The 11,478-nt window shown below is 68.4% G+C and carries 12 protein-coding genes; 3 read left to right on the forward strand and 9 right to left on the reverse strand.

Features of this window, described 5'->3' with window-relative positions:
• Nucleotides 1-14: 14 nt before the first annotated feature.
• The 3 genes from A5680_RS19885 to A5680_RS19895 form a co-directional block, all read right to left on the reverse strand.
• Nucleotides 15-1,562, reverse strand: coding sequence for a class I adenylate-forming enzyme family protein (locus tag A5680_RS19885; protein WP_067822373.1), 1,548 nt, complete (start codon nucleotides 1,560-1,562; stop codon nucleotides 15-17).
• Entirely contained in the window at nucleotides 1,559-2,404 is an 846-nt protein-coding gene (locus A5680_RS19890; protein ID WP_067822376.1) for an acyl-CoA thioesterase domain-containing protein, read from the reverse strand. Before A5680_RS19890 ends, A5680_RS19885 begins: the two co-directional genes overlap by 4 nt.
• Nucleotides 2,405-2,499: 95 nt before the next feature.
• Nucleotides 2,500-3,213, reverse strand: coding sequence for a VIT family protein (locus A5680_RS19895; protein WP_055400018.1), 714 nt, complete (start codon nucleotides 3,211-3,213; stop codon nucleotides 2,500-2,502).
• A 206-nt stretch (nucleotides 3,214-3,419) separates the two neighbouring features.
• On the opposite strand from A5680_RS19895, the gene A5680_RS25435 reads away from it, so the two are divergent.
• Entirely contained in the window at nucleotides 3,420-3,995 is a 576-nt protein-coding gene (locus A5680_RS25435) for a chitin-binding protein (RefSeq protein ID WP_082970430.1), read from the forward strand.
• Nucleotides 3,996-4,098: 103 nt separating this feature from the next.
• On the opposite strand, the gene A5680_RS19900 is transcribed toward A5680_RS25435, so the two are convergent.
• The 3 genes from A5680_RS19900 to A5680_RS19910 form a co-directional block, all read right to left on the reverse strand.
• Entirely contained in the window at nucleotides 4,099-4,737 is a 639-nt protein-coding gene (locus A5680_RS19900) for a class I SAM-dependent methyltransferase (RefSeq protein ID WP_055400020.1), read from the reverse strand.
• Nucleotides 4,734-5,660: an SAM-dependent methyltransferase gene (locus A5680_RS19905; RefSeq protein ID WP_067822380.1), complete on the reverse strand. Its 927-nt coding sequence runs from the start codon at nucleotides 5,658-5,660 to the stop codon at nucleotides 4,734-4,736. Before A5680_RS19905 ends, A5680_RS19900 begins: the two co-directional genes overlap by 4 nt.
• 409 nt (nucleotides 5,661-6,069) lie before the next feature.
• Nucleotides 6,070-6,501: a nitroreductase family deazaflavin-dependent oxidoreductase gene (locus A5680_RS19910; protein WP_055400024.1), complete on the reverse strand. Its 432-nt coding sequence runs from the start codon at nucleotides 6,499-6,501 to the stop codon at nucleotides 6,070-6,072.
• Between the two features lie 126 nt (nucleotides 6,502-6,627).
• Between A5680_RS19910 and A5680_RS19915 the strand changes: the two genes are divergently transcribed.
• The gene (locus A5680_RS19915; protein WP_055400026.1) at nucleotides 6,628-7,626 is read left to right on the forward strand and encodes a YihY/virulence factor BrkB family protein; all 999 of its coding nucleotides are present in this window, start codon (nucleotides 6,628-6,630) and stop codon (nucleotides 7,624-7,626) included.
• On the opposite strand, the gene A5680_RS19920 is transcribed toward A5680_RS19915, so the two are convergent.
• The gene (locus A5680_RS19920) at nucleotides 7,627-7,839 is read right to left on the reverse strand and encodes a DUF3072 domain-containing protein (RefSeq protein WP_055400078.1); all 213 of its coding nucleotides are present in this window, start codon (nucleotides 7,837-7,839) and stop codon (nucleotides 7,627-7,629) included. It abuts the gene before it with no gap.
• Nucleotides 7,840-7,944: 105 nt separating this feature from the next.
• Here A5680_RS19920 and A5680_RS19925 point away from each other — a divergent pair, with 105 nt between their 5' ends.
• A complete protein-coding gene (locus tag A5680_RS19925; RefSeq protein WP_067822383.1) occupies nucleotides 7,945-8,448 on the forward strand; it encodes a DUF2505 domain-containing protein in 504 nt (167 codons plus the stop codon).
• Between the two features lie 18 nt (nucleotides 8,449-8,466).
• On the opposite strand, the gene A5680_RS19930 is transcribed toward A5680_RS19925, so the two are convergent.
• The gene (locus A5680_RS19930; RefSeq protein WP_067822386.1) at nucleotides 8,467-8,781 is read right to left on the reverse strand and encodes an STAS domain-containing protein; all 315 of its coding nucleotides are present in this window, start codon (nucleotides 8,779-8,781) and stop codon (nucleotides 8,467-8,469) included.
• Nucleotides 8,781-11,297 (reverse strand): SpoIIE family protein phosphatase, encoded by a 2,517-nt coding sequence (locus A5680_RS19935; RefSeq protein ID WP_369827688.1) that lies wholly within the window; start codon nucleotides 11,295-11,297, stop codon nucleotides 8,781-8,783. The genes A5680_RS19930 and A5680_RS19935 overlap by 1 nt, the downstream gene beginning before the upstream one ends.
• Nucleotides 11,298-11,478 lie beyond the last annotated feature (181 nt).

The raw sequence follows: 11,478 nt of genomic DNA on the forward strand, positions 1-11,478 counted from the left end.
GGGCCTCACCGAAATCACCCGAAGGCATCGCGGAGGTCTTTCTTGATCACCTTGCCGAACTGGTTGCGCGGCAGCGCATCGACGATCACCAGGCGCTCGGGATGCTTGTAGCGGCTCAGCTTGTTTGAATGGCAGTGCCGCACCAGCGATTCCAACGACACCTCTTCGGCCGATGCGGGCACCACCACCGCGCAGACGCGCTCACCGGTGCGCGGGTCCGGAACGCCGATGACCGCGACGTCGGCGACCGCGGGATGGGTGGCGAGCACGTTCTCGACTTCGAGGGCCGAGACGTTTTCGGCGTTGCGAATGATCGCGTCCTTGATGCGGCCGGTCACCCGCGCGTTGCCGTCCGCATCGACCAGGCCGAGGTCGCCCGTGCGCAGCCAGCCATCCCGGTCGAACGCGTCGGCGTCCAGCGCGGCGTCCGCGTACCCGAGAAAGCATTGCGGCCCCTTGAGCCGCAACTCGCCCTCCTGCCCGACAGGCAGTTCCGCCTCGTCGCCGCCGACCACCCGGACGCTGACGCCCGGTGTCGGCGCGCCGACGGTGTGGTCGAGCGACTCGGGCGTGGCGTCGAGCGACGGTGAGGCCGCCACGGGGAACTCGGTGAGCCCCCACGCGTTCGCGATGCCCGGCAGGCCGAAGGCCTCCCGGATTTGGCGGCCCAGCTCGGCGGTGATGGGGGCGCCGCCCGCCAGGCACCCCCGAAGGTGGGGAAAGAGCGGCCGGTCCCCGTGCGCCCGCTGGGCTTCGAGGTAACCGACGAAAAAGGGGGTCGCGGTGCCGAGGAAGGTCGGGTTGTGCTCCGCGATGGAAAACGGTGTGGTCACCGGATCGAACACCTCGAACAGCGCCAACCGCATGCCGGTCTGCAGCGCGGCCGCCAGCATCACCGCCCCGCCGATGTGCGCGATTGGAAAGGCGATGGGGTCGACGTCGTTGCCGTTGATGCCGACCGCACCGACCAGCCCGGTTGCACCGGCTATCACCGATGCGTCGGAATGGCGAATCCCTTTGGGCGCCGCGGTCGTTCCCGACGAGTAGTAGACCCACCGCGCGTCGCCGTCGGAATCGGGCGGTGGCGGGAGATCGTCGGCGCCGGCGCGGGGCAGCCGGAGCTCGCCGTCGGCCGGCGGCGTCGCCAAGTCGACGGTGATGACTTCGAAGCCGCGGGTCGCGGCCAGCGTCCGCGCCAGCTCGGCGTGATCGAATCCGCGCCAAAGTTTCGGCACCACCAGATATTCCGAGGAGAGCTGGTCGGTGATGAAGCCGACCTCGTGTTCCCGCAAGATGGGAATGATCGGGTTTTGCATGGCGCCAAGCCGGGCCAGCGCCGCCATGACGACCGCGGTCTCCAGCGTGGTCGGCAACTGCCAGGACACCACGGTTCCCGCCCGTATCCCGCGTTCGGCGAGCGCGGCGGCCGTCGCGCATGCGGCGTCGCGAAACTGACGCGCGGTCAGGCTGCGCCCCTTGTCGTCGGCGAGCAGCGGCCGGGGCGAATCCGTTCGCGCCGCGTCGGCGATCAACGTCCAGTAGGTGACACCTGGGCCGCTCATTCGCTCGTGGGCTTGACGTGTGCCGGGCGGAACCCGGAGTGCGCTATCGCGACCGACACCGCACTGCCGATGGGGCCCTTGCCGTCGACCAGCACCGCCGATCCCGTGGCCACCCCGTCATGGCTGTAGTGCGTCAGGGAGGCCATGCCGATGTGCGGCCCCTCGGGCAGCCGGCTCAGCGTCAGCGTGTAGTCGGCGTTGATGAATTGCAGGCCGTTGGTGCCCCAATTGGCAAGGGACGCCGTGATATCTGCCGCCATCGCCGCGCGGGTGAAAGCGCTGAGCGGTTCGCCCTCGATGAGCGCGCGCGACTCATACAGCCACGTGTATTTCGGCCCTGAGGTGTCGGCCCAATCGGGGTCGCGATTCTGCAGTTCGGTGCCCCAACCGTAGGTGCGCATGAAGAGCGTGGGTTGGGCGCCGTCCTCGATGGGCAGCGGTGGCATGTGCGGGGCGGGCGACCACACGTCCCCTTCGGGCTGGAGGCCCCGCCGCAGGAACAGCGCACTGCCCCGCGCGATTGGCACGCCCCGCTGACTGAGGACGGCCTCGACGAGCCGCAGCCGTCGACGGTCGTGATGCACGGTGGTGCTTACCTCGATGGGTTCCAGGGCGGCAGGCGCGGGTAGGTCGACGGTCAGCCGGGCGGGTTGCAGTTGCGGGTCGTCGACCGCGGTTTCGACCGCCCAGCCCAGCAGGCCGCCGACCACGTGCCCGCTGAGCGACGGGCCCCACCCGCCGCGCCCGATCGGGTTTGGCACGAAACGGCTTTCGTCGCGGGAGAAGTACGGCGTGGACGGCGCCCAGTCGACGTCTTCCGGCACGAAATTCGTTTCGGTCAATGCGCGACGCTCCGCCCGGCGTTGGGACCCTCAGGGTGAGGATGGCAACAGTTGATATTACAGTTCGAGTTCCAGTGCCGCGGGGCCGGACGGCGTCAGGTGATCGCCGCGCCCACCAAATGGCCGATCACGTAGGTGATCGCCAACGCGAGGCCGCCTCCGATGACGTTGCGAAGCACCGCGGGCCCTTTGGGCGCGCCGCCCAACCCCGCCGACACCGCCCCGGTGATCACCAGCGCCAGGAGTACCGCCGCGACGGTGACCGGGATTCTCCAGGATGCGGGTGGGGCCAGGATGGCGATCAACGGCAATAAGGCGCCGATCGCGAAGGACAGAGCCGAGGACGACGCCGCCTGCCAGGGGTTGGTCAGCTCCTCGGGATTGATACCGAGTTCGACCTCGGCGTGGGCGAGGAGCGGGTTGTGGTCGGTGAGTTCCTCGGCGACCGTGCGGGCGGTCGCGGCGGTGAGGCCTTTCGCCTCATACAGGGCGGCGAGCTCGTCCAATTCGGCCGCCGGGTCGTCGCGCAGCTCTTTGCGCTCCTTGTGCAGCAGCGCCTTCTCCGTGTCGCGCTGGGTGCTGACCGACACGTACTCGCCCAACGCCATCGACACCGCCCCGGCGACCAGTCCGGCGGTGCCGGCGGTCAACACCGGAGCGCGTTCCACCGTCGCCGCCGCGACGCCCACCACGATGCCCGCCGTGGACACGATTCCATCGTTGGCGCCAAGGACCCCGGCACGCAGCCAATTCAGCTTGGACGACACCGAACCCACGTGGGGTTCGGCGGGATGTGACGGAGTCGACACGGCGGCAACGATATACGTCGAAAACCGGCCCGACTAGCAAACATAGCCTTGCCAAACCGGCAGGCGCCCCTCATTTTCCGCGCCGCGGCGCGCGCCAACGCTCCGCATGGGCCTCGCACAGCCGATCCATAGGGAAGCTATCTATGGTCGGTCTGTGTAAGGGGGGATTCCGAGGAATTCACTAATCGCTAGACAGGTGAAGGACTATGAGATTCAGGCAGATACTTGGGGGAATAACCGTCGCCGGTGCCCTTAGCGCTGCCGCGCTGGGCATGGGCGCGGCCGCGGCCAACGCCGCTCCGGGGGCGCCGCCGCCCGGGCCGGCCGGCAATCATGGCGGGCCGGCCCCGGGCGGTATCCATCCGCCGAACGCGCCCGGTGATCCGGGTGGCCCTGGCGGTCCCGGCGGGCCGGGTGGGCCCGGCGGCCCCGGTCACCCGGGCGGACCCGGTGGCCCAGGCGGACCCGATCATCCCGGCGGTCCGGGCGGCCCAGGCGGTCCCGGTGGGCCCGACCATCCCGGCGGTCCCGGTGGGCCGGGCGGTCCCTGGCACGGAGATCCCCAGCGCGGTTACTTCCGCGGGGCGCCGTGGGGCGACGGACCGGCCCCGTGGGGACCCGGTGAGCCGCCGCGGCCCGCGTGGGACCGGCCGCTCCCCCCGCCCGGTGGGCATTGGGGATACGGCCCGATCAACTACTGGGGCTACCAGGAGACCCCGGTGTGGGATCCCGGATTCAACCAGTGGGGATTCTGGTTCTTCGGCGTCTGGATTCCGCTGTAAAGAGCATTAAGCGCGGCGCCCGCTTCGCCACCAGGCGAGGCGGGCGCCGTCGCTTTCCCGCGGATCGCCGGGGTAACCCGTTGCGGCACAGGCGTACAGCGCGTTAGCCGGTCTTGGTGCCGACGGTGATGAGGTCGGAAATGATTCGCGTCCAGGCCGGCCGCGGGATGCGGTGCTGATCGCTGATCACGAAACCGGCGGCTTCGAACATGGCCCGCATCTCCGCCGGCGACGCATTGTGCTGCGGCTTCCATCTGCTGGCCGACGGCGCCTGCAACAGCTGTTGGCGCGCGCTCAGGGCCGAAACGGCCACCATCCCGCCGGGCGCCAGCACGCGGTGGAATTCGCGCAGGGCCGCGGGCTGGTCGAAGAAGTGGAACGCCGAGGTGGTCACCACCGCATCGAGCGCCCCGTCATCGAAGGGCAGCTGCTCGGCCGGCCCGCGAATCCATTGCACCCGATCGGTTCTGGCACGCGCCTGGTCGAGCATGCCCTCGGACATGTCGATGCCATAAATCTCGTCGGGCTGCAATTCGCGGGCGATCCGATCGCTGAGAACTCCCGTACCGCAGGCGATATCGGCGATCTTGCGGGCGCGGTGGGCGCGCAGCTGCGCGATCACCTCGTCGTGCGGCGGACGGTAAACCCAGCGCTGCAGGACCGGTAGGTCGTACGCCGGGGCCAGAAAGCTCCACAGCCGCGTGACGGCGTCGTTGAGTCCCCGACGGCTCGGTGCCGTCATTTGCTCGAGCTGTAGTAGACGGTGTCGGCGACCGAGACCGAGTCATTGGTCTGCGGAATCGCCGCAAGCCCGCTGCCGGCCAGCAACTCGCTCATCTGGGTGCCGACCGTCTGCCAGCCGAGGTTGTTCAAGTAGTCGGCGACGTCGTTGCGCTCACCCTCGAAACCCAGCTCCTCCCAATCGAGTTCGAAGCCGTGGTCGCGCCACTTGGCGGTGGCCCGGCGCATCATTTCCCGGGCCTTGTCCACGTCTTGCTGCGGGCGGTTCGGGATCGCCTCGACGGCGAGCCTGCTGCCCTCGGCGCTGAGCGCGGAGATGTTGTCCAGCAAGCGGTCCTGAGCGTCGGGCGGTAGGTACCCGAAGAGGCCCTCCGCGATCCAGGCGGTCGGGCGCGTCGTGTCAAAACCGGCGTCCACCAACGCCTTCGTCCAGTCACTTCGCAGATCGATGGCAACCGTACGAAGGTCGGCCCGCGGGGCGGCGCCCAGCTTCGCCAGGGTGGAGGTCTTGAACTCGATCACCTCGGGCTGGTCGATCTCGAAGACCGTCATGTCGGCGGGCCACGCCAATCGGTAGGCGCGGGCGTCGAGGCCGGAGGCCAAAATTACGGCCTGGCGAATCCCGGCCCGCGCGGCGTCCTGGAAGAAGGCATCGAAGAACCGGGTGCGGGCGGCCATCGCCACCGGCATGTGCTCGAGCTTCCAGCCGGATTCGTGGTCGTCGACGTCGGCGGCATCAAGGTCGCCGTCGACCCACCGGGTGAAGAAGTCCACGCCGACCGCGCGAACCAGTGGTTCGGCGAACCGATCGTCGATCAGCGGGTTGTCGGCCTTGGTCGCAATCGCTCGGGCCGCGGCCACCATCGTGGCGGTCGCGCCCACACTGGTGGCCAGATCCCAGGTGTCGTTGTCTGTGCGTGGCATGCGCCTGTATTCCCCTCGAGTCGCAGCGTTACTTAGCAACCATAACGACCGCGAGGGGTCCCGAGTTCCCCGGAATTTTGCGGTAGCTCGACACGGTGACCGCGGGATTGGGCCGTTGCGCCCGAACGGGGACAGGGATCGGTAGGTAGCCCCGGGCCGCCGGGCCCGCGGGGCCCCACGGGCGCAGCCGGCCCGTTCGCGGAGGGGACCCATACCACGCATTGATTCAAAAACCCGCTCCACACGAACCCGGGCGGGCAGACGGGGTCGGCGCGGCCAATCGCCGGCACGGAAATCGTGATTGACGGCAGCATCGCCAGAGTGAACGCGAAGGCGCCAGACGCCCAACGCCGGACCAGATGCTTTCTCGCGGCGGTTGTCATGTGGGTCGCCTCCCCTGGGGGTGCGGCTATTCGGTAACCAGTTCGAAGACCGGGATGACCCGGTCGGTGCGCTGCTCGTACTCGCCGAACCCCGGCGCGCGTTCGACGACGGTCCGGTAGACGGAATCCCTTTCGTCGCGTGGCAATTCGCGCGCGGTGGCCGGCCGTGGGGGTTGCGAACCGATCTCCACGCTCACCCGCGGGTTGGCGCGGATGTTGTGCACCCACGCGGGATTCTTGTCCCGGCCCGCGGCGGAACCGATGACATAAATCTTGCCGTCGATATCGAAGTAGCCGATGAGATTGACCCGCTGCTCACCGGAGCGCGCACCGGTCGAGGTCAACAACAGCAACGGGAAGCCCTCGAACTGCCCGCCCACCTTGCCGCCGTTGCGGCGGAACTCCTCGATGTTGCGCTCGTTGAATTCGCGTTCGGACTGCATCACATCGTCGGCCATCACCCCATCCTGGCATGGGAACCGCGCCCGCGAGCGACCCGCGGTTGATCGTCGCCGAATGCGGGTATCACCTGGCAATCCCATCCGGGGGGTATCCGCTTTTCGTAGCAACGAAGTGAGCACGAGATGGTCGGCTGGCTGGACAGGCTGCAGCGACGAAACCGCGCCGCGGGCGTCGTGATCGCGGTCTTCTACAAATACATGGACGACCAGGGCGGCTACCTGTCCGCCTTGATTACCTACTACGCCTTCGTCTCGCTGTTCCCGATGCTGCTGCTGCTGACCACCGGACTTGGGGTGCTGCTCGCCGGCCGCCCCGACCTGCAGGACCAGGTATTGCACAGCACGCTGAGCCAATTCCCGGTCATCGGCGACCAGCTGCATCAACCCGCAGGGCTCAGCGGAGGGACCGTCGCCGTGGTCGTCGGCATCGCGGGCGCGCTCTACGGCGGCCTGGGCGTCGGTCAGGCCGTACAGAACGCGATGGACTCGGTATGGGCCGTCCCGAGGAACAAGCGTCCCGACCCCTTCCGTTCGCGGCTGCGCAGCCTGATGCTGTTGCTGGTCCTCGGCTCGGCGGCCGTCGCCGCCACCGTCCTGTCCGCGGCCGGCCAGGCCACCAGCACGCTGGGGGTGTTCGGCAAGATCGGCGTCGCGCTGGTGGCCATCGCCATCAATGCGTCGATCTGCCTGGTGGCGTTTCGCGTGACCACCGCGCGCAACCTCACCTACCGCCAGGTGTTGCCCGGAGCGCTTGCGGCGGCCGTGATCTGGCAGATCTTGCAGTGGGGCGGTGCCGGCTACATTCGGCACACGGTGAAATCGGCGAGCGCAACCAACAGCGTCTTCGCCTTGGTGCTAGGGCTTTTGGCCTTCCTTTTCCTGGTGTCGTCCACGCTGGTGCTGTGCGCCGAGATCAATGTCGTTCTGGTGGAACGGCTTTACCCGCGGGCGTTGCTCACGCCGTTCACCGATGACGTGGAACTCACACCGGCCGATCGCAAGACCTACACCAAGAAGGCAAAGGCCGAGCGGGTCAAGGGTTTTCAGCGCGTCAGCGTCAGATTCGGCGACCTGGGCCGCAAGGCGGACCGACCCACGATCGGCGGCCGGCCCGCCCCCTGATCAGTTGCCGCGCCCGGTCTGTTGCTGCAATTCGTCGATGAGCTCCGACGCCTGCGCCTTCGTCAGATCGTCGGGAACATCGCGCCCGGCCTCCTGGGCCAGCGTGTGCACGTAGCTGCGCTGCGGCCCGGTCATCGGCTCGTCGCCGGTGACCCACTGCGACGTGTCCTTTTCGGGGTTTTCGCTCGGCGCCTGCCGCATGTCATCAGTCATCCCATTCACCTCCGCGACGAGGGATAACCATCGCACGTACGTTCGAAACATCGGATGCGACGGGCGGGCGCCGCGGGCGGGCTCCCCTTTGTAAGAATCGGTGCCATGTCGCGTCGCTTCGATATCCACATCGAGTCGCCCGCCAGCGTGGAGCAGATTCACGCGACGTTCGGGCGCGAAGATTATTGGGCAGCCCGGCTCAAAGTGAGCAACGCGCCGATCACGCTGGACGCGCTGAGCGTGGACACCGACGGCACGGTGTCCGTCCGCGCCACCCAGCATGTGGCCCGTCAGGTGCTGCCGGCGCTGTTGGCCAAAGCCGTCCCCGGCGATCTGAAGATCGTTTCCAGCGAGACGTGGCGATCGGTCGGTGACGGCGAGGTTCGCGGGCAGATCAACGTCGTGACTTCAGGCGGGATCGGGTCGGGCCGCGCCGAGGCGTGGATGGCGCCCGCGGGTGAAGGCGCGAAATTGCGCTTCGCCGTGGAGGTGGCGGTGAAGATCCCGTTGTTGGGCCGCAAACTCGAGAAGTCGATGGAATCCGACTTGGCTCAGAGCATCCCGGCCTTGCAGCGCTTCACCAGCACCTGGATCGCCGAAAACGCCTGAGGGCCAACGGGTTTGTGATCAGCCCGCCGCGGCGGGCTCGACGGCGACCAGTTCGGTCAGGCCGCTGATGGTCAGGATGGGCATCAGCATCGGGTGCGCGATGAGGTTGATGTGGTTCGCGTGGGTGAACAGCAAGTTGATGGCCGCGCTGTCGAGGTACTCGACTTCGCTGAGGTCAACCGTGAGCGGTCCGCCGCTGGCGGCCTCGGTGCTCGCGGTTGTGAGGGCTTGATTGAACGCGTCGACGTTGCTCAGGTCGATCTCCCCCGCGGCGACCAGCATCAGTTCCCCGTCGGTGCGGCGCGCGGTGTCGAGCGTGAGCGACGTGGACATCATGTGATCCTCGCGGATAGGCGAACCGTGGTTCCAGCGGCGTCGGGGCTGATGGTGACGTCATGCATGAGCCCTCGCATTAGCGCTATACCTCGCCCTCGGTGGGGGTAACTAGCGGGTTGCGGGGGCTTCCACGAGCCGGTGTCGGTGATGGTCAGCTGCACCCGGTCGCCGAGCGCGGTCGCACCCAAACTGACCGTGCCCTCGGGCTTGTCGCGATGGCCGTGCTCGATCGCGTTGGCGACGGCCTCCCCCGCTGCCACCAGCACGTTCATCGCCTGTTCCGGGTCCAACCGGGTCCGCGTCAACCAGCTGCGCAACGCGGTTCTCGCCGGAGCGAGGTGGCTGACGTCGGCGGGAAAGGTCAGCTCCAGCGGCGCGGGATGACGATAGAGCAGCAAAACCACGTCGTCCTGATAGCCCTCGCTGGGGGCCAGGCCTGACATGATCTGGTTCGCCAACTCGTCGAGGGTGGCCGCGCGTCCCTCCTGCACGAGCGCGGCGGCGCGGGAGATGCCCTGCCCCAGCGCGGTGCGGCGACGCTCGACCAACCCGTCGGTGTAAAGCAGCAGGGTCGCGCGGGCCGGCATGGTCACCCTCGCTTCGGGGCGGGTCCAGTCGGCTCGTACCCCCAACGCGATGGTGTGGCCCTCATCAAGCATCTGGGTGGTGCCGTCCGCGTGGACCAGGATCGGCGGCGGATGCCCGGCGCTCGAATACACGAGTTCACCGGTTTCGGGGTTGAGCACCGCGCACACGGCGGTGGTGCACTGGGCGCCGGGCAGCCGCGCGGCGAAGCGGTCCAACCCGGCGAGAGCGGCTCCGGGACTTGGGTTTTCGAACAGGAGTGCGCGGCAAGCGCTGCGCACCTGACCCATCACGGTGGCGGCGGCGAGGCCGTGCCCCACGCAGTCACCGACGACCATTGCGATGCGCCCGTCCTCGAGGTCGACGATGTCGTACCAGTCACCGCCGACCTGGAGCGGCCGGCTGGCCGCCTGATAGCGCACCGCGAACCCGTGCGGCAGATCAGCCGGCCCCAGAATGGCATGCTGTAGCGCCAGCGCCGTTTCGCGCTGCTGGTCGACCTGATGAACCCGCTGCAGGCCCTGGCCCAGGCGGCCGGCCAGCACCGTGAGCAACGTCTGGTCCTCGAGGGTGAACGGCCGCCGCTCGGCCAGATCGATCCAGACGACGAGCACCCCCTCGGGGTGTTGCAGCGCGATGCCCGCCGTGCCGGACTCGCCGGCGCTAGGGGTCAGCAGGTCACCCTCGCGCAACGAGCTGAGCATCTGTTGGGTGTGCGGCGGCAGGTCGTCCCACTGGGTGGGCTCGCCGACGGAGACGACGTGCGGTGCGCCAAAGGCGGGTCCGGAGGCGGAGCTGTTGGTCGGGAAGGCGACGGCCAGGACGCGGCGGGCCCGCCACAGTCGGCGCAGTTCCTCGGCCGCTGCGTTGATCGCGTTCTCCACGGTGTCCGCCTGGGCGAGTTCCTGGTTGAGCGCGTGCTCGCGGCCCGCCGCCAGCGCCAGGGCGATCGCCGCGTGCCGGGCGAAGTCGCTGACGAGCTCGAGGTAATCGTTGCCGAAGGGCGACTGCTGGTCGCGGGCGACGGCGATCACGCCGAGCACCGCGCCGTCGGCGATCAGCGGCATGACGATCGCCGAGCGCTCACCCACGTCGGTGAAACCTTCGATCGGGTATTGGAAGGAGTCAGTGATCAATGGCAGGCCACGCCGCGCCACACCGCCCGTGGTGGAGCCGTCCATCGGCACCTGGCGCCCGATGACCTCTGAGGAGTACCGGCCCGCCGTGGCGGCCACGACCAGGGTGTCGACCTCGTCGGCGGGCACGTCGGGCTCCTTGGGAACCAGCAAGATCGCCTGTTCGGCGCCGGCCAACTCCAGCGCCCGGTTCACGATGAGCTGTAGCGGACCGGTCTGAGGGTCGCCGGACAGCAGCGCGGTGGTGATCTCGCGGCTGGCCTTCGTCCATTTCGCCGATTCGCGTTCGCGCTCGAACAGCCGCGCGTTGTCGACGGCCGCCGCCGCGGCGGTCGCCAAGGCCCGCACGGCGGCGGCCTGGGAATCCGAGAAGACGCGTCCGGCGCGGTCGTCGGCCAGGTAGAGGCTGCCGAAGTCGGCGCCGCGCACCGTGATGGGTATTCCCAGGAGCGCCCGCACCGGCGGATCGTGGGCCTGCAGCGCGCCGGCCTGCGGATGCGCGCTCACATCCGCCAGGCGCAGGCCGTCCCCAATGGGCAGGTCGCCGAGCTGGCGCGCCGTGAGGTCGTCGATGCCCGCGCAAACGAACGAGGCCAGGAGACCGTCCGGTGCGCGGATGCCCAGGGCGGCGAAACGGCAGCCGGTCAGCTCCATCGCCCCTTTGACGATTCGGTGCAACGTCACGTCCAGGTCGAGGTCAGAGCCGATCTCGCTGATGACCCGCACCAGTTGTTCCATCTGGTCGCGGGCTTCCACCAGCTCATCGAGCTGCTCATGGATCTGGCTCACCATGTCGCGCCGGCCCTGCCAGGTGAACGCCGATCCACCTCCCCCTTCGTTGCCCATGGATACAAACCTAACTGTTGATATTCGCTACGCATACGGGCGCGGGGTGTTCGAGCAGCGGCGGCGGCTTTACTCGATCTTGACCATGCATTGAATTGCCCCACCGACGATGGTCGATGTGAGTAAC

Source organism: Mycobacterium sp. E2989, assembly GCF_001667595.1.
Taxonomy (GTDB): Bacteria; Actinomycetota; Actinomycetes; order Mycobacteriales; family Mycobacteriaceae; genus Mycobacterium.

Excerpts from the sequence above, each read along its gene's own strand:
- A5680_RS19915 (WP_055400026.1), top strand. The coding sequence starts at position 6,628 with ATGGTCGGCTGGCTGGACAGGCTGCAGCGACGAAACCGCGCCGCGGGC.
- A5680_RS19925 (WP_067822383.1), top strand. The coding sequence starts at position 7,945 with ATGTCGCGTCGCTTCGATATCCACATCGAGTCGCCCGCCAGCGTGGAG.
- A5680_RS19900 (WP_055400020.1), bottom strand. The coding sequence starts at position 4,737 with ATGACGGCACCGAGCCGTCGGGGACTCAACGACGCCGTCACGCGGCTG.
- A5680_RS19920 (WP_055400078.1), bottom strand. The coding sequence starts at position 7,839 with ATGACTGATGACATGCGGCAGGCGCCGAGCGAAAACCCCGAAAAGGAC.
- A5680_RS19885 (WP_067822373.1), bottom strand. The coding sequence starts at position 1,562 with ATGAGCGGCCCAGGTGTCACCTACTGGACGTTGATCGCCGACGCGGCG.
- A5680_RS19905 (WP_067822380.1), bottom strand. The coding sequence starts at position 5,660 with ATGCCACGCACAGACAACGACACCTGGGATCTGGCCACCAGTGTGGGC.
- A5680_RS19935 (WP_369827688.1), bottom strand. The coding sequence starts at position 11,297 with ATGGTGAGCCAGATCCATGAGCAGCTCGATGAGCTGGTGGAAGCCCGC.
- A5680_RS25435 (WP_082970430.1), top strand. The coding sequence starts at position 3,420 with ATGAGATTCAGGCAGATACTTGGGGGAATAACCGTCGCCGGTGCCCTT.
- A5680_RS19930 (WP_067822386.1), bottom strand. The coding sequence starts at position 8,781 with ATGTCCACGTCGCTCACGCTCGACACCGCGCGCCGCACCGACGGGGAA.
- A5680_RS19910 (WP_055400024.1), bottom strand. The coding sequence starts at position 6,501 with ATGGCCGACGATGTGATGCAGTCCGAACGCGAATTCAACGAGCGCAAC.